At 57.2% G+C, this 21,294-nt stretch carries 26 protein-coding genes and 1 tRNA gene; 14 read left to right on the forward strand and 13 right to left on the reverse strand.

Annotated elements, in window-relative coordinates; translation table 11 throughout:
- Nucleotides 1–192: 192 nt before the first annotated feature.
- The 6 genes from ACIPF8_RS01755 to ACIPF8_RS01780 all read left to right on the forward strand — a co-directional run bounded on the left by ACIPF8_RS01755 (nucleotide 193) and on the right by ACIPF8_RS01780 (nucleotide 6,291).
- Entirely contained in the window at nucleotides 193–999 is an 807-nt protein-coding gene (locus ACIPF8_RS01755; RefSeq protein ID WP_400416769.1) for an N-acyl amino acid synthase FeeM domain-containing protein, read from the forward strand.
- Nucleotides 1,000–1,130: 131 nt separating this feature from the next.
- On the forward strand, nucleotides 1,131–4,109 hold the full coding sequence (locus ACIPF8_RS01760) for a putative bifunctional diguanylate cyclase/phosphodiesterase (protein ID WP_400416770.1): 2,979 nt from the start codon (nucleotides 1,131–1,133) through the stop codon (nucleotides 4,107–4,109).
- A 48-nt stretch (nucleotides 4,110–4,157) separates the two neighbouring features.
- Nucleotides 4,158–4,757, forward strand: coding sequence for a LysE/ArgO family amino acid transporter (locus tag ACIPF8_RS01765; RefSeq protein ID WP_400416771.1), 600 nt, complete (start codon nucleotides 4,158–4,160; stop codon nucleotides 4,755–4,757).
- 240 nt (nucleotides 4,758–4,997) lie between these two features.
- Nucleotides 4,998–5,309 (forward strand): Dabb family protein, encoded by a 312-nt coding sequence (locus ACIPF8_RS01770; protein ID WP_400416772.1) that lies wholly within the window; start codon nucleotides 4,998–5,000, stop codon nucleotides 5,307–5,309.
- Between the two features lie 57 nt (nucleotides 5,310–5,366).
- The gene (locus tag ACIPF8_RS01775; RefSeq protein ID WP_061537252.1) at nucleotides 5,367–5,795 is read left to right on the forward strand and encodes a PaaI family thioesterase; all 429 of its coding nucleotides are present in this window, start codon (nucleotides 5,367–5,369) and stop codon (nucleotides 5,793–5,795) included.
- Between the two features lie 70 nt (nucleotides 5,796–5,865).
- The gene (locus ACIPF8_RS01780) at nucleotides 5,866–6,291 is read left to right on the forward strand and encodes a GNAT family N-acetyltransferase (protein WP_400416773.1); all 426 of its coding nucleotides are present in this window, start codon (nucleotides 5,866–5,868) and stop codon (nucleotides 6,289–6,291) included.
- 43 nt (nucleotides 6,292–6,334) lie between these two features.
- Here the strand turns inward: ACIPF8_RS01780 and ACIPF8_RS01785 are convergent, their stop codons facing one another.
- From ACIPF8_RS01785 to ACIPF8_RS01800, 4 genes are all read right to left on the reverse strand, one after another.
- Nucleotides 6,335–7,762 (reverse strand): CoA transferase, encoded by a 1,428-nt coding sequence (locus ACIPF8_RS01785; RefSeq protein WP_400416774.1) that lies wholly within the window; start codon nucleotides 7,760–7,762, stop codon nucleotides 6,335–6,337.
- Between the two features lie 81 nt (nucleotides 7,763–7,843).
- Entirely contained in the window at nucleotides 7,844–8,578 is a 735-nt protein-coding gene (locus tag ACIPF8_RS01790; RefSeq protein WP_400416775.1) for an NRDE family protein, read from the reverse strand.
- On the reverse strand, nucleotides 8,569–8,862 hold the full coding sequence (locus ACIPF8_RS01795) for a DUF4936 family protein (protein ID WP_400416776.1): 294 nt from the start codon (nucleotides 8,860–8,862) through the stop codon (nucleotides 8,569–8,571). Before ACIPF8_RS01795 ends, ACIPF8_RS01790 begins: the two co-directional genes overlap by 10 nt.
- Before the next feature lie 7 nt (nucleotides 8,863–8,869).
- Complete coding sequence (locus tag ACIPF8_RS01800; RefSeq protein WP_400416777.1) at nucleotides 8,870–9,913, reverse strand: YgfZ/GcvT domain-containing protein; 1,044 nt, start codon at nucleotides 9,911–9,913, stop codon at nucleotides 8,870–8,872.
- Nucleotides 9,914–10,035: 122 nt separating this feature from the next.
- Between ACIPF8_RS01800 and mltG the strand changes: the two genes are divergently transcribed.
- The 8 genes from mltG (at nucleotide 10,036) to ACIPF8_RS01840 (ending at nucleotide 16,016) form a co-directional block, all read left to right on the forward strand.
- Nucleotides 10,036–11,016 (forward strand): endolytic transglycosylase MltG, encoded by a 981-nt coding sequence (gene mltG / locus ACIPF8_RS01805; RefSeq protein WP_400416778.1) that lies wholly within the window; start codon nucleotides 10,036–10,038, stop codon nucleotides 11,014–11,016.
- An 82-nt stretch (nucleotides 11,017–11,098) separates the two neighbouring features.
- Entirely contained in the window at nucleotides 11,099–11,722 is a 624-nt protein-coding gene (gene tmk / locus ACIPF8_RS01810; RefSeq protein WP_061533619.1) for a dTMP kinase, read from the forward strand.
- 69 nt (nucleotides 11,723–11,791) lie between these two features.
- Nucleotides 11,792–12,835 carry a DNA polymerase III subunit delta' gene (locus ACIPF8_RS01815; RefSeq protein ID WP_061533618.1) on the forward strand — a complete coding sequence of 348 codons (1,044 nt, stop codon included), beginning with the start codon at nucleotides 11,792–11,794 and terminating at the stop codon, nucleotides 12,833–12,835.
- Between the two features lie 17 nt (nucleotides 12,836–12,852).
- On the forward strand, nucleotides 12,853–13,233 hold the full coding sequence (locus ACIPF8_RS01820; RefSeq protein ID WP_061535318.1) for a PilZ domain-containing protein: 381 nt from the start codon (nucleotides 12,853–12,855) through the stop codon (nucleotides 13,231–13,233).
- A gap of 39 nt (nucleotides 13,234–13,272) precedes the next feature.
- Nucleotides 13,273–13,770, forward strand: a complete 498-nt coding sequence (locus ACIPF8_RS01825; RefSeq protein ID WP_400416779.1) for a GNAT family N-acetyltransferase — start codon at nucleotides 13,273–13,275, stop codon at nucleotides 13,768–13,770.
- A gap of 220 nt (nucleotides 13,771–13,990) precedes the next feature.
- Nucleotides 13,991–14,575: an RdgB/HAM1 family non-canonical purine NTP pyrophosphatase gene (gene rdgB / locus ACIPF8_RS01830; RefSeq protein WP_400416780.1), complete on the forward strand. Its 585-nt coding sequence runs from the start codon at nucleotides 13,991–13,993 to the stop codon at nucleotides 14,573–14,575.
- On the forward strand, nucleotides 14,572–15,834 hold the full coding sequence (gene hemW / locus ACIPF8_RS01835; RefSeq protein ID WP_061533615.1) for a radical SAM family heme chaperone HemW: 1,263 nt from the start codon (nucleotides 14,572–14,574) through the stop codon (nucleotides 15,832–15,834). The genes rdgB and hemW overlap by 4 nt, the downstream gene beginning before the upstream one ends.
- Nucleotides 15,835–15,926: 92 nt before the next feature.
- Nucleotides 15,927–16,016 (forward strand) — tRNA-Ser (locus ACIPF8_RS01840).
- A gap of 100 nt (nucleotides 16,017–16,116) precedes the next feature.
- Here ACIPF8_RS01840 and ACIPF8_RS01845 read toward each other — a convergent pair.
- The 9 genes from ACIPF8_RS01845 to ACIPF8_RS01885 form a co-directional block, all read right to left on the reverse strand.
- On the reverse strand, nucleotides 16,117–17,181 hold the full coding sequence (locus ACIPF8_RS01845) for a tyrosine-type recombinase/integrase (RefSeq protein ID WP_400416781.1): 1,065 nt from the start codon (nucleotides 17,179–17,181) through the stop codon (nucleotides 16,117–16,119).
- A 2-nt stretch (nucleotides 17,182–17,183) separates the two neighbouring features.
- Complete coding sequence (locus ACIPF8_RS01850) at nucleotides 17,184–17,435, reverse strand: DUF4224 domain-containing protein (protein WP_400416782.1); 252 nt, start codon at nucleotides 17,433–17,435, stop codon at nucleotides 17,184–17,186.
- Nucleotides 17,432–17,635 (reverse strand): hypothetical protein, encoded by a 204-nt coding sequence (locus tag ACIPF8_RS01855; RefSeq protein ID WP_400416783.1) that lies wholly within the window; start codon nucleotides 17,633–17,635, stop codon nucleotides 17,432–17,434. The genes ACIPF8_RS01850 and ACIPF8_RS01855 overlap by 4 nt, the downstream gene beginning before the upstream one ends.
- A gap of 174 nt (nucleotides 17,636–17,809) precedes the next feature.
- Nucleotides 17,810–19,777 carry a replication endonuclease gene (locus ACIPF8_RS01860; protein WP_400416784.1) on the reverse strand — a complete coding sequence of 656 codons (1,968 nt, stop codon included), beginning with the start codon at nucleotides 19,775–19,777 and terminating at the stop codon, nucleotides 17,810–17,812.
- The gene (locus ACIPF8_RS01865) at nucleotides 19,774–20,112 is read right to left on the reverse strand and encodes a hypothetical protein (protein WP_400416785.1); all 339 of its coding nucleotides are present in this window, start codon (nucleotides 20,110–20,112) and stop codon (nucleotides 19,774–19,776) included. The genes ACIPF8_RS01860 and ACIPF8_RS01865 overlap by 4 nt, the downstream gene beginning before the upstream one ends.
- A 97-nt stretch (nucleotides 20,113–20,209) precedes the next feature.
- Nucleotides 20,210–20,428: a hypothetical protein gene (locus ACIPF8_RS01870; RefSeq protein ID WP_400416786.1), complete on the reverse strand. Its 219-nt coding sequence runs from the start codon at nucleotides 20,426–20,428 to the stop codon at nucleotides 20,210–20,212.
- A gap of 134 nt (nucleotides 20,429–20,562) precedes the next feature.
- The gene (locus ACIPF8_RS01875) at nucleotides 20,563–20,814 is read right to left on the reverse strand and encodes an ogr/Delta-like zinc finger family protein (protein WP_400416787.1); all 252 of its coding nucleotides are present in this window, start codon (nucleotides 20,812–20,814) and stop codon (nucleotides 20,563–20,565) included.
- A gap of 13 nt (nucleotides 20,815–20,827) precedes the next feature.
- Nucleotides 20,828–21,088, reverse strand: coding sequence for an ogr/Delta-like zinc finger family protein (locus tag ACIPF8_RS01880; RefSeq protein WP_400416788.1), 261 nt, complete (start codon nucleotides 21,086–21,088; stop codon nucleotides 20,828–20,830).
- Nucleotides 21,072–21,269: a hypothetical protein gene (locus ACIPF8_RS01885; RefSeq protein WP_400416789.1), complete on the reverse strand. Its 198-nt coding sequence runs from the start codon at nucleotides 21,267–21,269 to the stop codon at nucleotides 21,072–21,074. Before ACIPF8_RS01885 ends, ACIPF8_RS01880 begins: the two co-directional genes overlap by 17 nt.
- Nucleotides 21,270–21,294: the final 25 nt, after the last annotated feature.

A 21,294-nucleotide genomic window follows, 5' to 3' on the forward strand; every position in this document is an offset into this window, starting at 1 on the left:
TTGTCTTTTAATTATTGTATTTGAGGCTTGAGGCAATCGTCTGGCGGCCTTTGATAGGTCGATGATCAAGAATGGCAACAGTTGAAGAGGTTTAGCTAATCCAGAGTGTCCGGAACGTGAGAATCTGGCAATACCGTAATGCAATGTACGCATAAAACGGTCAACCACATGTCCAACTTCGGAGTACTCCAAATGAAACTCGACCACGAAATTCACGAAATAGCCACAGCTGACCAAGTAGACGAACACAGCTTTATCAACTCACCTGCGCCAACGCGAAGGGCAGCGGCCAAGGCGCTGCCCGAGCAACGCCTGCCATTTACGATCAGGATAGTGAACGATGAACAGGCCTTGCAGAAGGCGGTCGGCATTCGCTATTCTGCCTACAACCGGCACCTGCCGAAATTAGCCGAAAATCTGATTCGATTTGAAGAGGCTGATCTTGCGCAGGATACGATCATCTTGCTTGCAGAGTCGAAGCTCGATGGATCTCCGCTGGGGACGATGCGCATTCAGACAAACCATTATCACCCGTTGGGATTGGAGCAGTCGGTAACCTTGCCGCCGTGGTTGCAGGGGCGGCACCTGGCGGAGGCAACCCGGCTCGGCGTGAGCTCCGGCCAGGCCGGCAAGGTGGTCAAGACTTTGCTGTTCAAAGCCTATTTCCAATATTGCGTTGAAAACGGAATCGACTGGATGGTGATTACTGCGCGCTTCCCGCTGGATCGGCAATATGATGCGCTGCTGTTCCGGGATGTTTTTTCCGGGCGGGAGTTTATTCCGATGCAACACGTCGGCAATCTGCCGCACCGGGTAATGGCTTTTGAGGTGGCGACGGCCAGGGAGCGCTGGGCCGCTGCATCCCATCCGCTGTTTGATTTGATGTTCGAGATGCGTCATCCTGATTTGATGCTCGAGCAGCCGCCGAATGCAATGGGCGAGCAAATATCCTTGCTCAGGAGCCGTATTGCCAGAGATGGGGGAGTCGGGACACGTTAGGTCGGTCAATCAAATTTTAGAGCCGACAGTTTTCTTAAAGTCCCGCATTGAGGGGGTACTATTGTTAAAAATAAAAAATGTGTCTTTTTTTTACAGTACAGTAGAACCCTCTCACTCTGGATACGAAGTTTATGTGGTTATTTCACGCCGATACGCCGAAAAACCGTATTGCCGCCCTTAAGCCCCGCGATTGGGCCGGGTTTTATTTTTCGGTTGTATTGGTGCCGGCATTGATCATTGTGCTGACCGTGATTGCGTTTATCTCGCTTGAAAGCCGCTTTGGGCATCGCAACCCGAGTCCGTCGTTATTTCATGCCTTGAGTGATCCCGGGCAGCGCCTGCTGCCTGAGCAGGCATTTCAGCAATTGGCTGACACGCCATTGCAGGCATATCGCGACACGCAATTGCTGGAGACGCCATTCTGGTTCTCTTTCCAGGTATCGCCTAATGATGGAAATGCGCAAACCGAAATTGAGCTGCCGTCCAGGCACGCGCAACAGATAAGCTGCTGGGAAATGCCCGGACAACGCCTGCTGGGCGCCGGCAGCCGCGATCTGCTGGAGGGGCAGATCCGCGCCGAAAAGACCGGATTCGTCCTGACGCTGGGGCATATTGCAGCCGCCACCAACGTGATTTGCAAAGGAACCTTTTCCGGGCCGGCACGGATCTCGGTGCGGCAGTGGGAGAGCACCGAGTTTGAGCAATCGCAAAATGAGTTCTATCGCGGCATAGGCTTGCTGGAGGGCGGCCTGCTGACGCTGACTTTGTTCGTGCTGGTGGCGGCGCTGATCAACCGCGAATGGATGTACGTGTTGTTTGCCGTCTGGCTGCTCGGTAACTTGCGTCTTGGCGCCAACGCCATGGGATGGGATGCCCACTGGCTGGTCTGGACCATTCCCAATCAGTGGCTACCCTGGTTGCGGCAGTTCACCTTCGCCACGTACTACATCGTGACCTTCACTCTGTTTGGCAGGTTGTTTCAAGCCGAGTTGAAGCAGGTCGGATTTGCAATCCTGCAGGATATCCTGCGCTGGCTTGGCTTGATACTGTTGGGGGCGGCAGTGGTTTTGCCATACCGGCAGTTTCTGCCGATCCTGTGGGTCTGGACTGTCGTCGGGATTGTCATATTGGTGTTTTTGCTGGCCCGGATTGTCTGGTTGGCCCGTACGCGGGCGGTGCTCTGGTACTGCGCCTCCATGTTCGTGGTGTTGTTTACCAGGGTTGAGGAAGTGTTTGCCGCGGCATTTGGCATCAAGACCCTGGATGAAGTGCCGAACAATGTGATTGCGGCGTTGCTGTCGAGCTTGATGGCATCGTTTGCCTTCGCTGAACAAATGCGGGCAGGGAAGCGCGAACTGGCGATCGCCCAGGCCGAATTGCGGACAACCTACGAGGTCACTCCAATCGGTTTGTTTACGCTGGATGCGGATGGCCGCTTTGTGCGCACCAATCTCGCCCTGGAAAAAATCCTGGGAAGGGAGGGCGCCGACCAGCAGCTGAAAAAATGGGATGACTATTTCCAGCCCGGTGCGCGCGACAAGCTGCTCAAGATTGTGTCGGGAACCGGCGGCAATGAAGCTGAATTGCGCGGGATTGCCGGCCCTGACGGCAAAGCCAGTTTCTATCTGGTTCGAGCCACCTTTGCCAATGGCCGGATCGAAGGTTCGTTGCAGGACATCACGGACCGTTCGCAGGCGGTAGAGCGATTGCGCTTCCTTGCTGAACACGATCCATTGACCGGCGTGCTCAATCGGCGCGGCATAGAGATACTGTTGGAGCAGGCGATCGAACGGCAATGCGTTGATCGGCCCTTGGCCCTGGCTTATCTCGATCTGGATCGCTTCAAACTGATCAACGACCTGTTCGGACACCAATCCGGCGACGAGGTCTTGAAGCAGTTGTGCGATCGCGTCGAGCAATCGCTGGATCGCAACAGCCATATCGGCCGCATCGGCGGCGATGAATTCATCATCCTGTTCCAGGACACCAAAATAGAAGATGCGACGGCGATATGCTCGGCCATCGTCCAGAAGATCAGCTACCAGTCGTACCACATCGGCGCCCGCGCATTCCAGGTGAAGGGATCGATCGGGTTGATTGAAGTGGATGGCAGCATGCGCGTGCAAGACGCCATTTCAGCGGCTGACCGCGCGTGCCGGGAAGCGAAGAAGGCGCATGACGAACATATTGTGGTGTATCACAAGAATGCGCCGGTCTTCCTGGAGCGGCTGGAAGAACTCAGCCTGATCGAAAAACTGGGCGGCGAATTCCTGCCGGCCGGCCTGTTCGTCGAGATGCAGCCGATCATGTCGTTGCGCGAACCGGAAGAATCGCTCAATTTCGAAGTGCTGCTGAGGCTGCGTGATGCCGACAACCGCGTGGTGCCGGCCACCAAGGTGGTCGCCGCCGCAGAAGAGAACGGCAATATTGGCGCGATTGATCGCTGGGTCATGTCGACTGTGCTGGATTGGCTGGCGAAACACCAGTCTCAACTGAAGCGGACAAAATTCGTCTGCGTCAATTTGAGCGGAGCCTCGCTCAACGACGAGAAATTCGTCCAGGACATTTTCACGATCCTGCATCGCCATCCGCAAGTCGTACCGTTGCTCTGTATCGAAATCACCGAGAGCGTCGCCTTGCACGATCTCGAACATACCGGTCGCTTCATCGATCGCCTGCAGGCGCTCGGCGCCAAAGTCGCGCTGGACGATTTCGGTGCTGGCTATACCTCGTTCACCTATCTGAAGAGCCTGTCGGCCGATGCCTTGAAAATTGACGGCGCGTTCATTCAAAGCATGAATACGCATCCGGCGAATGAAGCGATTGTGGAAGCGATCGTCGAGCTGGCGCGTAATCTGGGCATGAAGAGCATTGCCGAATGGGTGGAAGATTGCAGGATGATCGAAGCCTTGGCGAAACTCGGAGTCGATTATGTGCAAGGTTACATCGTCGCCACGCCGCAATCGCCTGACGCCATACTGACTGCGCAGTCGGCCGCCAGTTTCATTACAGATCCCGCGTTGCTGCGTTTCGTGGCGAGCCGGCGTGTTGGCGGGGCGGCCTGGGCAGTTGGCGAGGATGACGATTTGCCGCCATCGGGCTTACATTAATTAAATCAACGCAGTGGTAAGCGATACCGCAGCTTTTTCAATGCATTCATGAACGCAGCAATCTCTGGTTTTTCTCTCGGTCTCTCGCTTATTCTCGCCATCGGCGCCCAAAATGCCTTTGTCCTCAAACAGGGACTCAGGCGCGAACATGTGTTCCTGGTTTGCCTGACCTGCGCCGCGTCTGACGCCATCCTGATACTGCTGGGCGTCCTGGGTTTGTCGATTCTCATCGAACAGGCGCCGTGGCTGATTGCCGTCATGCGTTATGGCGGCGCGGCCTTCCTGATCCTGTACGGCATCAAAAGCTTTATCGCGGCATGGAAGTCATCGGATGTGCTGCTGCAATCAGAGCATGTGAAAGCAGCGTTGCTGCCGACGCTGCTGACTTGTGCCGCTCTGACCTGGCTCAATCCGCATGTCTATCTGGATACGGTGCTGCTGATTGGTTCGATATCGACACAGTTTCCCGGCGAGCAGGCAATGTTTGCCGGCGGCGCCATGCTGGCGTCTTTCGTTTTCTTTTTCTCGCTCGGCTACGCTGCGGCCTGGTTGCGGCCGGTTTTCGCACGGCCGATGTCATGGCGTGTGCTGGAGGTTGTGGTCGGCATCACGATGTGGGTGATTGCCTATAAATTGCTGAGCGAATAATGGGAAGCGCGAAAAACCTGCTGCACGCCGCCATCTCGACACTGCGATGCTCACGGAACTCTCGCACGGCTGCGCTTCTCCTGCCGACATGACAGCGTTCGCTACGGTTTTACTAGCTCCCCTGATGTCTTTGTGTTCATGTTGCCTTGGCAATATTGCAACTTGCGAACGCAAGGGCTGGCGAGAATGTAAAATGGCGGCTGAAACCGACTTCAACTACCTGGCTGAGCAGAGATTCTTATGAGCGCGACCCTGAAACACATCGTATTTTGGAAATTGAAAGAACATGCGGAAGGCGCCGACAAGGCGACCAATGCGTTGAAACTCAAGGCTTTGCTGGACAGCTGCGCGGACATCGTGCCTGGCATCCTGAAATTCGAGGCTGTGATTGCGCAACCTGGTCTGGAAGCGACCTACGATGTCTTGCTCAATTCCGAGTTTGCATCTGCCGAAGCCTTGGATGCTTATCAGGTGCATCCAACCCATGTGGCGATCAAGCCGTTCGTGGCTGCAGTGCGCGAAGCGCGCCAGTGCATGGATTACCTGAGCTGATTTGATCCAGCCGCCGTCAGCCGCGCCTGACCATCATTCATTTCGTTGACCCCGCAGATGTTTCCTTCGCATATTTTCCCGATCGACAATCCCTTCCTGAGCCACCTCGGCGTCGAATTCGTCTCGATGGGCGATGGCGCCGCCGAATTGGCGCTGACTGTGCAGCCGCATCACATGAACAGCTGGCAGGTTACCCATGGCGGCGTGTCGATGACCATGCTGGATGTGGTGATGGCGTTGGCCGGGCGTTCCCTGTACCCGCAAGCTGAAGCCGCGGTAACGGTCGAAATGAAAACCAGTTTCCTGCAACCGGCCGGCCAAAGCGGTGCGCGCCTGGTGGCCAAAGGCAAGGCGTTCCATCAATCCACCACCATGTGTTTTTGCGATGCTGAGCTATGGCACGGCGAGCATCTGGTGGCGAAAGCGATGGGCACTTTCAAATACCTCAGGCATCAACGCGCCGCCCTTAAGATCAAGCCGGGCTGACGCGGCATGCCTGCATGGCAAGTTGCATGAATGAGTTAAATACACGAGTTAAATACACACGAGTTAAACCATGACATTTCATCTGACAGTAGATAACTGGGCAGTACAGAAAGCCGATGCCCGCGCGGTGCGCTTCGATGTATTCGTGATTGAACAGAAAATTCCGGTTGAGCTGGAATGGGACGATATGGATGAGCATTGCCTGCACGCAGTTGCCTACAACGAGGCCGGGCACGCCATCGGCACCGGGCGATTGCTGCCTGATGGCCATATCGGGCGCATGGCGGTGCGCGCCGCAGGGCGCGGCCAGGGAATTGGCGCGACGATCTTGCAGGCATTGATGGAAAAAGCGCGGCAACGCGGCGATACGGCCGTCGTACTCAACGCCCAAACCCAGGCCGAAGCTTTCTACAGCCGCCATGGTTTCAGCCGCGACGGCGATGAATTCTACGAAGCCGGGATTGCGCATATCTGCATGCGCCACGTATTCGATTAATCGCGGGACTCTATAGTCGGTGATCGGTTAGGAGTCTGCTCGCTTACCAGCTTACTGCATCGGTTCCCAGCGGCACCGAAGGCCGCGCCCAGTAAGCCGGCGTTGCCGATAATTGCGCAGCGTGCGTGACGGCAGTCAGGCGGCCGAAGCCCGAATCGCTGTGTTCCAGCAGATCCTGTACTTGTTCGAAACCGTTATCGGCTGTCGCCAGGCCATTGTCGATGCGGCCCAGCTGGCGCAGCCAGTTCCCGGTTTGCGCCAGCGATACCCGCACATGCCAGCTACCGCCCTCGGTTACCCGTCTTGCCAGCGCACTCATGGCGCCCGCCGCCATCAGGTAGCCGGCCGCGTGATCCAGCACTTGCATCGGCAATGGTTTAGGTTGTTCGCTATGTGCAGCTTGCGCTTCGGCATGGTTGAAACCGCTGGCGGTCTGCACCAGGGAATCGAAACCGCGCCTTCCGGCCCACGGGCCGACATGGCCGTAGGCCGATAGCGATACATAAATGATCCCAGGCCGTTTTTTTGCCGCCGCTGCCGGCCCGAAGCCCAAGGCATCCAATCCACCCGGGCGATAGCCTTGCACAAAGATGTCAGTGTCATGCAGCAGGTGACTCAGGGTCCGATGGTCGTCCGGCTGTCGCAAGTCTAGCTGGCAAGAGCGTTTGCCGCGTCCGGTGTCGATGACCAACGGACCGATGGCGGGTAATTGCGGCGCTGTCACCAGCAGGACATCGGCGCCGTGTGCCGCCAAAGTGCGGCCGCAGACCGGCCCGGCGATGATGCGGGTCAGGTCGAGCACGCGCACACCATCCAGAGGACGCTGCAACACTGCCGCAGGCAGGGCTTGCGGCGGCGCATCGCCGATTTTTTCGATGCTCAGCAGCGGCAGGGTTTGTACCGCCTGGCCTTGCGGATGACGATCCCACTCGTCGAATGAACGCATCGCAGTCACCACCAGCCCGGCGTTGGCGGCGGCATCTTCAAAATCTTCGGCTGCCCATTTTTGCAATGCCTGGCCGACGCTTGCGCGATCGTGTTCGCACTGCAGCAGTTTCAACACGCCATCGCGATGATGCGGGAAATTGGTGTGCAGGCGTACCCAGCGGCCATCGCCGCAGCTGTAGGTGCCGGCGATCTTGTCCCAGATTTCGTCGCTGCTGGCGCCGTTGACGCGGAAGTAGCGTTCACTGCGGAACTCGGCCGCGGCATGGCGCATGTCGACGCTGACCCGTTGGCGTACCTGGCTGCGCAAGTGCCACAGTTCAGATGCCGCCAATCCCGCAGCAGCAATGCTGACCTGGGCAGCGGTACCGACTGCAAACGATGAAGGCAGAACCGGATCGCTGCCGCTCAGCGAGACCTGGGACAAGGCGGCATCCGCTTGTCCCAGTGCGTGCCATACCTGTCGCAAGGCTTGGTGCGGATCAGGCGTTGTTTGCGCAGAATGCGGAATCGACGATGACGACATGCTTGGCTCTCCTGAAGGATCGGCTGCGCTGCCCGTATTGCTTGCGTGGATGTGTTAAATGTATCCAGTACCGCAACGGCGTTACTGTGGCACGGGAACAATTCTTTCATGCAGCATGGCGCTGCCGTTGGCTTGGATCCTGACCAGGGTCGAAGCGCGGGTGCCGTAATCGGGCGATTCAATGAATACCGACGACAGCACGCGTTCGCGCTCGATGCCGACGCCAGTGGATGGCAGGCGGCAATCGCCGGCGCGGGTGGTGTCGGTTAGCATTTCAAAGAAACAGGCGTCGGGCGCGCCCTGGCACAGCAGGCTGGCGAATTGCGCCTTGGTGCGCACCACCTTGGGCCAGCACACGTCCAACAAGGCGTTCGAGATGCCGTAGATGCCTGGCGTCAACGGTTGGCCGTTGCGCGGGTCGGCTTCACCCTTGTTCGAATACCAGATTAATTGCTTGCCGTCGCCGATCAGCAGATTGAAGCCGTTGTAGCCGGCGGCATCCGACGAGATTTGGGCGACATATTCCGCTGCGCTCAATTTACTGTCGAGGAAGTCCGCGACCAGTCTGCCGCGCGTCGGTGCATCGCTGCGTCGTTCCGCCGGCGCTCGAACGTTGGTGATGGCGGCAAAACGGCCGCTGCGGGTGATGCCGATCCAGGTGCCGCCATCCTGCAGATCGCGGCCGGCGTAGATGTCGGGACGGTCTTCCCACCAACTGGCAGGGGCGCTGGGGCGCGCATAGAATTCATCGCGGTTGGCGGCGGCTATCAGCGGCGAACCAGGAACTACTTGCCAGGCAAAAACAATCAAGCACATGATGAGATATTCACAAAAAATTCAGTATGACGAGGACCGTCGATAAACCTGGTGAGTCCATGCTGGACTACTGCCTGTTCAACAATGCGCGCAAAATCCGGCGGCACTGAAGCATACACTTCCATCCAGGTATGACGATCATCCTCGATCTCGGGCCGGCGCTTGAGGGCGCTGGCGACCCGGTGTTGCTGTGACAGGCCGGCTTGCATCGCCGTGGCGGCACTGTCGAATTGCTGGGCGTTGGCGGCGGCCACCCGGTAATAAATATAAAGATCGTTGCTCATGCTGCGCTTACGCCGGCTGCTCGGTTGCGGTGACATCGGTAATCACATACGGCAACGTGCCGATCTCCAGTTGCGGCCCATCGGCCGAACCGAGATGGAAGCTGCCGCCTTCTTCCAGCGCCGCCAGTTTGATTTCCACCAGGCAGGCGCTGTGGCCGGCGCCGTCGGCCTCAGCATTGACGATCATGCCGCACGGCTGTCCAGGATCGGCGCTGGAAAATACTTCGGTTGCGGCGGCAATGTCGATTGCCGCCACGCCGGCCAGCACGGCACGGCGCTTTAATTTACCCAGATACTGGCTGCGGGCGACGATTTCTTGCCCCGGATAGCAGCCTTTCTTGAAATTGACGCCGCCGATAACTTCAAAGTTGATCATTTGCGGCACGAATTGTTCTTGCGTCAGCGCCGTGATTTGCGGAACCCCGGCCAGGATTTCGGTCAGGCGCCAGCGCCCGGCGTCTGCTGCCGGCAGGTTCTGCGTCAGTTGCGGCCAGGCGGCGATGGCGATGTCGGGACTGGTGATCCATTGGTAACGCGGCGCACTTTCGGCATCGGCGAGGCGGATCAAGGTGCCGTGGTCGTTGTCGATCTTGGCGTAGGGTTTAGTCGGTAACGCTGGGAACCACGGCGCCAGCGTCGCGGCCACGGCATTGCCGGCCAGGCCGAGTACGACCTGGCTGTCCGAGGCATCCGCCAGTTTTGCTTTGGCGCGCATGACGAACATCTGCAAACGTTTCTGCAGCGTTGCCTGCAGGTTGCGCGGCAACTGCAGCAGGATGGCGTCGCCGGTCTTCCACATCAGGAAGGTCGCCAGCAGGCGCCCCTTCGGCGAACAATAGCCGGCCAGGCGGGCTTGCTCGGCCGAAAGGCCTTGAACGTCATTGGTCAACTGCGTATGCAGGAAGCTGGCAGCGTCTTCCCCAGTCAGTGCAATCAGGCCGAGATCGGTCAAGGGGGCGACAAAAGACTGGTTCGCCTCGAAAGGTGCGGGCGCGGTAGAGAGCTTTTGTTGCTGCAGGAAATCCAGCCAGGTACTTGTTATTTCATTCATAAATTGTGGGCAATCTCATTTCAGCGATTATCATATTGGGTTGATTATAGTGATGTCGCAAAAAAGGCGTTGGGCTTACCCCGGTTTTGCGAATCCACTGAACCCGTTTGGAGCGACCAGTCTTGTTTAAAAAACTATTGTTGAGCTTGATCCTGCTGGGTGGCCTGGCCGCCGGCGGCATGGTTTACTGGGCTAAACAGCCAGTTTTCGATGCCGGCCAGCCGCGTCCTTTCACGATCAAGCCGGGCAGCAGCCTGGCCAGTTCCGTACAGCAAATTGATGAGGCGGGCGTTGGCGTCAACCCCGAGTTGCTGGAATTGCTGGCGCGCGCCACCGGCAAAGGCGGCAAGCTGAAAGCCGGCAGCTATGAATTGAAGCCAGGCGCCACACCGTTGCGCCTGCTGACGCAACTGGTGCGCGGCGAATTTGCGCAGGAATCGTTGACGGTGATCGAAGGCTGGACTTTCCGCCAGATGCGCCAGGCGATAGCGGCGCAAGCGTCGCTGAAGCACGATACGGCAGCGTTGTCCGATGCGGAGCTGCTGGCCAAGATTTCACCTGACTACAGCATGCCGGAAGGCCTGTTTTTCCCGGATACCTATCTGTTTGCCAAAGGTTCCAGCGACATGCAGGTCTACAAGCAGGCGCACAACCTGCTGCTCAAGCGCCTCAACCAGGCCTGGGAAGGGCGTGACGCCTCGGTGCCTTACAAGACCCCATACGAAGCCCTGATCATGGCGTCCATCGTCGAGAAAGAGACCGGCCGCCGCGCCGACCGCAATACGATTGCCGGTGTGTTCGTCAACCGGCTCAAGATCGGCATGTTGCTGCAAACCGATCCGACTGTGATCTACGGTATGGGCGACCAGTATCAAGGTGTGATCCGCAAACGCGACCTGACCACCGATACGCCGTATAACACCTATACTCGCGCCGGCTTGCCGCCGACGCCGATTGCCTTGCCAGGGGCCGAGTCGATAGAGGCCGCCATGCATCCGGCGCAAACCGATGCGCTGTATTTTGTCGCCAAGGGCGATGGCAGCAGTCATTTTTCAAGCAGCCTGGATGAACATAACCAGGCGGTAAATCAATATCAGCGGTAGATCGGTCGACGATGGGCGATAATTACAAGATTGCATCGCGGAATCATCCCGTTGATTTTTTAAAGAACACATAGGCAACGCAATGGCATCAGGAAAGTTCATTACATTCGAAGGCATCGACGGCGCCGGCAAATCGACCCATATCGGTTTCGTTGCCGACTTGCTGCGCTCGCGCGGGCTGAATGTCGTCACCACGCGCGAACCCGGCGGGACGGCGCTAGGCGAGGCCTTGCGCGAAGTGCTGCTGCATCAGAAGATGCATCTGGAAACCGAGGCGATGCTGATGTTCGCCGCTCGCCGCGAACATCTGGCGCAAGTCATCGAGCCGGCGCTGGCGCGCGGCGATTGGGTGATTTCAGATCGTTTCACCGACGCCACCTTTGCCTACCAGGGCGGTGGCCGGCAATTGCCGCTGGCAAAACTGGAGGCATTGGAGCAGTGGGTGCATCCGCATCTGCAACCGGACCTGACCCTGCTGTTCGATGTGCCGCTGGAAGTGGCGCGCATGCGTCTCGATGCGACGCGCACACTGGACAAGTTTGAACAGGAAAAGGCCGACTTCTTCGCCGCCACGCGCGCTGAATATCTGCGCCGCGCGGCGCAGTTTCCGCAACGTTTCCGCATCATCGATGCTACCCGGACGATTCCCGAGATCCAGCAGGAGCTGGCGCAGATCATCGCCGCACTGCAAGGACCGGCGGCCTGATGCGTCGACGAATCAATTACTGCGCCATGACACTGACGCCAACCATGCCCATCAGCGAAGCACACATCAATGAGTAACTCTTTGTTCCCATGGCAGGAAGGCGTCTGGCAGCAGCTGCAGCAGATGCGGGCGCGCTTGCCGCACGCGATCCTGTTCCATGGCGCCGAAGGCATCGGCAAGACTGTTTTTGCGGAACAGTTCGCGCAGTCGTTGCTATGCGAGCAGCCGCAGGCCGATGGCCATGCTTGTGGTACTTGTGGTTCCTGCGGCTGGTTCGTCCAATACAACCATCCAGATTACCGCCGGGTGCGTCCGGAAATTCTCGATGGCGACGAAGCCGGTGAAGGTGATGACGGCGAGGCGGGCGACGGCAAGAAGAGCGCCAAGGCGACCAAGGCGCCGTCCAAGGAAATCAAGATCGACCAGGTCCGGGCCTTGTCCGGTTTCATGAATATCTCGACGCATCGGCAGGGCCAGCGGGTGGTGTTGCTGTATCCGGCCGAGGCGTTGAATACGGCCTCTGCCAATGCCTTGCTGAAAACGCTGGAAGAGCCGCCGCCGAATACCGTGTTCCTGTTGTGTTCCAATAGCCTGGATCGCTTGCTGCCGACGATCCTGTCGCGTTGTCGCAAGTTTGCCATGCCGCTGCCTTCGCCGGCAGAGGCGCTGTCCTGGCTGCGCCAGCAGGGCTTAAAAGAAGCGGATGCGAATGCTTTGCTGGCGGAGCAGGGCGGCGCGCCGTTGACGGCTTACGCGCAATCGCAGAGCGACGGCCGGGAACTGATCGATGAATTCCTGGAGCATTTGACCCGGCCCGGCATCGATGGCGCCTTGAAATGTGCGGAACATTTGCAGAAAACTCCGGTTGTCGAGTTGGTGGCCTGGCAGCAGCGCTGGCTGTATGACCTGTTTTCTTTCAAAATGTCCGGCACAATCCGGTATTATCCCCGTTATGAGAAAGCGCTTGCAGCGCTGGCCGCCAAGGTTGAAACTGGCGCCTTGCTGCGGGCCTTGAAGGCGACCGGCGAGCGTCGGGCGATTGCGGAGCATCCGCTCTCGGCGCGGCTCTTCATTGAAGAGATGCTGCTTGATTACGCCGCAATGTTTGCTTGAATATTGAAAGGATCAAGATGGCAGAAAACTCGATAAGCACGCCCGAGCCGGTCAAGCTGGCCAGGCCGTCGGTGTTGTCCCTGGTGATCAAGGAAAAATCGGCGCTGTACGCGGCTTACATGCCGTTCCTGACGAACGGCGGCATCTTCGTGCCGACCAACAAGACCTATCGCATTGGCGACGAGATCTATCTGATCCTGAGTCTGATGGATGACGCCGCCAAGTATCCGATTGCTGCCAGGGTGGCATGGATCACACCGAAGAACGCCAATAACAACAAGGCGCAAGGTGTCGGCGTGCATTTCCCTGACGACGACAGCGGCCAGCGCCTGCGCAAACGTATCGAAGAAGTGCTGGGCTCAGCATTGGGCTCGGCGCGGCCGACACATACTTACTAAAATTCACCATCAGATTCACACAGTTTCGGAACACAGCATATGGATTACAGCTTCAGATTGGCAAACCAGCAGGATTTGCCGGCAATTGTCGCCATTTATAACAGCACGGTCGCTTCGCGCGAAGTGACCGCCGATACCGAGCCGGTTTCGGTCGAATCGCGCCAGGCCTGGTTCGATCATCACAATCCTGAGCGCCGGCCGCTATGGGTGGCGGAGCAGGACGGCGCCATCCTCGGCTGGTTGTCTTATTCCGATTTCTACGGTCGCCCGGCCTATGCGGGCACTGCCGAGTTGTCGATTTACCTCCACGAAAATGCGCGCGGTAAAGGTCTTGGCCGTTACCTGCTGGGGCAAGCCATCGACCATGCACCGGCCATCGGCGTGCACACCTTGCTCGGTTTCGTGTTCGGCCATAACCAGCCCAGCTTGAAATTGTTTGATGCCTTCGGCTTCGAACGTTGGGCCAATATGCCCCGGGTTGCTACCTTGGATGGCATCGAGCGCGATCTGGTGATCCTCGGCAAGCGCGTCGCGTAACTGTCGATCTGCTCCAAAATAACGGGGGAGGCTGGCGCCGACCCCGGCGTTGGCTCCCCTCCGGTTTCAATCAATTTGCCTATTCACGTCCATTTGTTGTTGGTTTGATTACTTTATGGCGCCATGGCGCTGTTTCTTCAGGCCGACATCGTCCCGATCCGGCGGTAATCGCCATCCGGTGCTAAAGTACCGCCTTTCCCCAATTTGCTTCGAGTTGCCCATGTCACGCACCCTGGTTCTGGCCTCTAATAACGCCGGTAAATTAAAAGAATTCGGCCAATTGCTGGCGCAGATCGATTTCGACGTTCGTCCGCAGGGCGAGTTCGACGTGCCTGAGGCGGAAGAGCCGTACCTGACCTTTGTCGAAAATGCATTGACCAAGGCGCGCCACGCTTCGCGCCTGACCGGTCTGCCGGCACTGGCCGACGACTCCGGCGTGTGCGTCAACGCGCTGGGCGGCGCCCCCGGCGTCTTGTCGGCACGGTATGCCGGCGAGCCGAAATCCGATGCCGAGAACAACCGCAAACTGGTTGCCGATCTGGCACCGCATGCCGATAAATCGGCCTATTATTATTGCGTGCTGGTGTTTGTGCGTCATGCCAATGATCCGCAACCTGTGATTGCCGATGGCCGCTGGAACGGGGTCATCATCGATACGCCGCGCGGCGAGGGCGGGTTCGGCTACGATTCGTATTTCCTGCTGCCTGAGCAGAATAAAACCGCGGCTGAATTCAGCGCCGCCGAAAAGAATGCGATTTCGCACCGCGGCCAGGCGCTGCGTGCACTGGTAGAAAAGTTGCGATGATTCCTATCAAACCTATCGGCATGCCGGGCCAAGCCAAGAGCCAGCCAGCAGACAAGCCATCCGCTGCGGCCCAGGCCGCGCTGGCCTATCTGCAACCGGGCGCATTGAGCCTGAGCGCGTTGCCGCCGCTGTCGCTATATATCCACTTTCCTTGGTGCGTCAAAAAATGTCCGTATTGCGATTTCAATTCGCATGAAGCGAAGGGCGATGGCGGCTTTCCTGAAGAGGAATATCTGGCAGCGCTGCGTGCCGACCTGGAAGCGGCGCTGCCGCTGATCTGGGGCCGCAAGATCTACACAATCTTCATCGGCGGCGGCACGCCGAGCCTGATGTCGGCAGCCGGACTGGATCGGCTGATGTCTGATGTACGCTCGTTGTTGCCGCTGGACGGCGCGGCGGAAATTACGATGGAGGCCAATCCCGGCACCTTCGAAGCGGAAAAATTCAAGTCGTATCGGCAAAGCGGCATCAACCGGCTGTCGATCGGCATCCAGAGTTTCAACGCCCGCCATCTGCAGGCGCTGGGCCGTATCCACGATGATGGCGAAGCGCGTCGCGCGGTCGAGATCGCGCATTCGACTTTCGACAATTTCAATCTCGACCTGATGTATGCGCTGCCGTCGCAAACTCTGGAAGAGGCGCGGCAAGATGTCGCCACCGCGATCGGTTTCGCGCCGCCGCACCTGTCGCTTTACCATTTGACGCTGGAGCCGAATACCTATTTCGCCAAGTACCCGCCAGTAGTGCCGGACGACGACGCCAGCGCCGAAATGCAGGACATGATCAGCGCCCAGACCGGCGCCGCGGGCTACGGACACTACGAAGTGTCAGCCTACGCCCAGCCTGGCCGCCAGGCGCGCCACAACCTCAACTACTGGCAATTCGGCGACTATCTCGGCATCGGCGCCGGCGCCCATTCCAAGCTGTCTTTCCCGCATCGTGTAATCCGCCAGATGCGCTACAAGCAGCCCAAGGCTTACCTGGAACATAGCCGCTTGGGCAATGTGGTGCAGGAAGAGGTAGAAATCGGCCGCGACGATCTCGGCTTCGAGTTCATGCTCAATGCGCTGCGCTTGAATAATGGTTTTGAAGTCAATCAGTTCAGTGAGCGCACCGGCCTGGCGCTGAACGTCATCGAGAAGTCCCTGAACCAGGCCGAAGCCAAGGGGCTGCTGTATCGCGATCACAAAATCATCCGCCCGACCGAGTTGGGGCGCCGCTTCCTGAATGATTTGCAGCAAATGTTTCTGCTGGATTGAGCCGTTTGCGGGCTCTCTTCAATAGAAAAGTAATAAAATCCACGCCCAATGTCGTTAAATTCATGCAAATTGGGTATAATGGCGGCCTTCCCGGAAGGTTGGCAGAGCGGTTGAATGCACCAGTCTTGAAAACTGGCGAGGTGTTAAAGCCTTCGTGAGTTCGAATCTCACACCTTCCGCCATATTCTATGCGGGTTCCGGCTGTTTTTTGATATTGCTTAACTTACTCAAAAACACTGATTTTCCCGGACTTGCGGAAAGTTATTTCCGCAAGTCACGTGTTTATCGCGTCGGTTTTACTTCTTCTCCTACCCGTCGGTAGACCTTTTCGGTAATTTGCTGCTTGGTGTGTCCCAGCAATTTGCTTGCATCGTCCAAGCTCAGGATTTCACTGGCTGCCTTGGGGCGAATGTCCCTAAATTGAAATTGTTTGATGCGTTGCGCAAGCGTGTTGTCACTGCGTTTGGCAGCTATTACTGCGGCTCTTGCTCGTGCAGAATCAAACCGAAGTCGCAATGTTCCTTTGTTAAGCGGCTGTCCTTTTGGGGTGGCAATCAAGTATAGACTATGAATTTTGCGTGATCTCGATTGAATCCGATCAATGATCTGGCCAAGTTCGGACTTGAGGCCGTCCTGTTCAAGCATGATCCTAAGAAATTTCTTGGTTTTACCCTGCCGCACTTCCAGTGCGCCATTCCGAATATCAGTTAACATCATTTTGAGCACATCACCAGGGCGCTGGCCGGTCAGGTAAGCCACGTCCATGGCGTCCCGCAATTCCTCTGCAGCGACAGCATAAACAGCATCCCACACTTCTTTGTCAGCGTAAAAATCGCGCGGAGCCTCTTTGTTTTTACGTACTCCCCGACATGGATTTTCTTTCGCCGTGTAGCCCCATTCTCTCGCCATATTGAAGATATGTGACAGCAGAGTGATTTCTCGATTTGCTCGTACTTTGGCTGACCTTGTGTCGCGATAGCGAGCGATGAGTTGTGGGGTGAGGGCGTCAATAGGGGCTGTATCAAAGCCTTTGCGCAATTGCCTTATTGCATCTGTATTGTCGCGCTGAGTGCTGGGGGCTTTGCCGGATAACATCTCGCTCAAATAGCGATCAAAAATGTGCCGCATGATGCTCGTATCGACCGGCGCTGGCACACACTCCAATTCAGCCCACTTACGTTTGGCTTCATTCAGATCACTGCCAAGAGGTATTTCCTTGCGGGCGCCGTCTTCATCGCGCCCGTTGTAATAGTAGCCGACCCATTCCTTCCCACTCTTTAAACGCCGAACGCGCCTTAACATTCGTGGAGGAAGGTCACGTCCGGTCGATTTTGGTCTCATCCGCATAATTATCTTACTCCCGAAAAATCAGGCACCCAGGTCGTTCCTGATGCCAGTGTAGCTGGATTGATTCCAGCAAGTTTGAGGCGCGCATACATACGACCAATGATTGGTTCCCCAGCCTTGTTACGATGAATGGTCCAGCCGTTTATTTTCAACCATTCGAGCTGGTCGGCTCGACGGGCGCAACCGGTGATGGCAGATACTTCCTCAGCTTGTAGAATTTCGCTGCCGATTTCCATTGCAAAGATGGCGCTCATGCTGCCTCCAGCAATTGCAAACCTAGAAGGGGGATCGACTCGACAATGCTGTTCAATTGATGATCAATTTCGACCAAAGCAAATTGTTGTGCATTGGAGACGTGTCGTTGAATAGCGATGACAGTTCCAGTCTGCGGTCCGTAATTCAGATCGAAAGCGACTGCGTCACCAACGGCGGCGAGCTGAGCAGTCTTACCCATTGAATGCCCCCAGGAGCATGCCGTGCATCAGGATCACAAATACAACCACTGCCCATCCCATGGTGGCAATTAATGAAGTGCGGAATATCATATGGATAAATCTGCCTAACCCGAAATCCGCGCAGAACAATAGAATGAGGAGGCACAAGTGCATGAATATTTTCATAATGATTTTCAGTGAGTGAAATTGGTGGTGAGAAGCTGGTGCAGATCTACAGCCACACTGGCGCCGGCGACGGCCTTGTCGAGATAGCGGGCGGCGTAAGCTGCCGCATCGCGCAGACGCGTCTCTTCCTCGGAGACGTTCGTCGCGTCCGCAAATGTCTTGGTGGCCTTCTCGATATCCCGGCTTTGCTGTTCAATTGCCGACCAGTCGGTGGGCTGATAGTCCGGCAGCGGATTGTTGTGCAGGTATTCCTCGAACCGTGCCGCAATTTCTGCCGATTCCTCCGGTTCAATGACCGAAGTGGAAACCCTCTTTTTGGATTTTTCCGTACAGTTATTTACACGAGTCCAAGGTAAGTCAAAGGCAACAGCCTTGGCCTCACCAACGACCGTCCATTGATAACGGACCGATTCATAGACGGCGAGGGGATTCCACGCGTGATAGATGCCGCAGGGAACACGGGTGTCATAGGTGGCGTACTTGCCCTCGACGGTAGTGGTGCGCCTGGCAATCTTGACCAGTACATCGCGCCCGACTGTCGGGCCACCCTGCGCCCGCAGGTAGTCGCTAAACGATGCCTGCTTGATCGTTTTGATGGTTTCGACAAGACGGCCGTCAACCGTATTGACTTCAATCGCCTTGATGCTCTGCGCCGCCTGCCAGGCATCCTTGACGGCATCGGGAGCATGCTGGATACATTCGCCCTGGACGCGCCGTAACTCGCGCCATGTACCAACCGGTGCGCCGCCGATCTGCTGAAACTGACGGATACCCCAGGTCTGCGCCCAGAAGGACACGCGCTGGCCAGGGGTGATGACCTCATTGCCCAACGTGTCAGCGGTCACAATATAGGTTTCGCCATCCTCGACCATATGGTGGTCGCCACCATGCTCGATGCCGACATTCTTGGTTACATATTTGAGGATGTAGCCGGCAGCAGTACCTTTACCGGCCTCGATACGCACCAGCTTGACCCGGTTCCTATCGGCGCCGCGCTCGTCGCCATCCTCCATCAGCGCATAGGCGCTGATGATCGCCTCATAGCGCTCCAGGTGCTCAGAAGCCACAAACATCAGCATGTGCCAGTGCGGGCAGCCATCGTGGTGCGGCTCGGCAATGCGGATGCCATAGGCGTCAATGCCCTCGCGGTGCAGCTTGGCGCGGATGCGCTCCCAGACATCGCACAGATAACGCTGAGCATCGCGGGGCGTGGGTTCGCCGAAGGCAATGTATTTCGGATTCGGCTCGCCGTTCTTGCTCATGACCGCGTGATACTTGCTCGGTGCGGTAATGGTGGTAAAAATGCCAACATGGCCCAGATCATGGGCAATCTCTTCAAAGCCGCGGGCGCGCACCATCAGTTCATCGTGCCGAATCGACTTATTGGCTGTGCCGAGTGCCGCCAGCTCTTCCAGGCTGTAGACCTGGCCATGTTCGTTTTGCACCTCGACTGATGCGAGTAGCTTGGCATTTTGCTTATTGCGGCGGCGCTGGCGATAGACCGCTTCATTGCTGACATAGCAGCCAGTTCGGTAACTGGTAAAGCCGAGACGGATTGCCATATGTTCACAGCGGCGCGCATGTGCCTTGCGGATACTGCGCAGCCACCAGGCCTTGTCGACGGCCCGGCGAATGATGCCGATTTCCTTCTCCGGTCCCTCCATGCTGGGCGGCGTGGGGACATCGACGGCGTACTGGTCGCAGAGCTGCGTAATGGCCGACACAATGACATCGACCGACTGCAGGTCGGCGCAATACTGATAGCACTCGCGTGCTGCCAGCTCTGCCGTCTGGTGCAGCGCCTCGTCGGGAGCATCAAGCGGCAACAGGTGTTTCTCCGCCTGGATCGCCTGGATGACCTCAATTTTATGCGCGTGCTTCTCCACGCCGTCGCGGGTGAACAAGTTGCACAGGGTGCGGCTCATACGCTTGGGCAGACCGAGAATGTCGTCCTGATGGTCAAAGAGCAAATTCATGCTGCAATGCCGTCCGTGTCATGATTGGCGGCAGGGAACTGGCTCACCAGTTCACCGCCCTGAGCGCAGCGCAGGACGAGCTGCAGCACGCCGATCAGCCGGCGGGCTTCGCAATGCAGCTTGCCGCGCTCCAGAGCTGTTAGCGACTGCAGGGCGGCATCACCCTTAGTGCTACTCAGATTCGCCATCCAGGCCAGCATGCGACGATCTCGCTGGGCGATACTGTTCCAGCGTGATGCCCGCAGGCTTTCTTTATCGCCGGCCAGCACTACGTAGGCATACTCCAGGTGGGTGTGCGCGATATCGACGGGAGACTGTTGAGAGTGACTTGCCATGATTACCCCTTAAGGAGACCTACGGCCTGCAGCAAGGGACCGGCCATCATCAAGCCGCAGCCGAGGAACACCGTCAGTAAGTCGAGAAGAAACTGTTTCATGCGGTCACCTCGTCGTGCGTGACGACATCGCCCTGGGCCAAGGTGTGCTGACCTGCTTTGAAGTGGAACGTCATGTCGTGCCTGGAGCCATCTTCAAAATAGATTGTTATCGCTTGGACGGAAAATAGGCCGTTGTCCGGATTGAGGTGTCGGATCGTTTGCACAGGCTTGATCAGAACGTCTTTAATACCTAAAAAACTTGTTTCAGCCGACATGAGTAACCTTTCTTCGGGGTGAGCGAATCCCGCATGCCTGAAATCAGGCATTGCAGGGAACAACGGGAGGAAGTAAAACGAAACTAGCGGGGAGTTACGGCGGCGCCAGGCTGTGAGCAATCATCATTGGCGGCTCACAGTTGCAAGGCCAGCTGATTGGCGCAGGCATTGCGGACATGCTGCGATACGTGGATGCGGACATCCGGATTGGGGATAGCCGACAGCGACAAGGTGCGCAGCACTTCCAGACTGGCGACAAAGACATGGCCGCAATCGGGGTTCTGGCACATATAGGTAATCTCTTTCATCATGTCCGACATGGTGCGGCTCTTGGCGGCGCGCACGCGATGGCGGCAATGGGGACAAGGAATGCTGATAACTCTCATGCGAGTTTCCTGGTTACTGGATACAAGGCGCGGCGTCTGCCGGATATTTGGCGCGGTTGCTTACGCAAACGCGAGTTTGCAAGCCATTCTGCTGCCCGCCCAAGCTGGCAACGAAAATGAAATGGCAAACCGGGTTCGGACACATGTAGGTGATCTCTTTCATCATGTCCGACATGGTGCGGTTCTTGGCGACAGGCACGCGATGGTGGCAACGGGGGCAGGGAATGCTGATGGCGCGCATGGGAATCGATTGTTGATTATTGGTACGTGGCAAGTTCGCGCTTGTAGTCTTCCAGGCCGCGTATTGCCATGGCGTGAAGAAACCACGAAAAGGATTCCTGTTCATTGGCGGCATAGTGTTTAACCTCAATTACCTCGTCGGAAGTCATACGCACATTGCGCGTATGGCAAACGGTGCCATTGGGGAGGCGTTTGGCTTTTGGGAGGATTTTCATGGTGCTATGATGTGTGGTAACTAGA

The sequence above is a fragment of the Collimonas sp. NPDC087041 genome, assembly GCF_044745265.1.
Lineage (GTDB): Bacteria > Pseudomonadota > Gammaproteobacteria > Burkholderiales > Burkholderiaceae_D > Collimonas.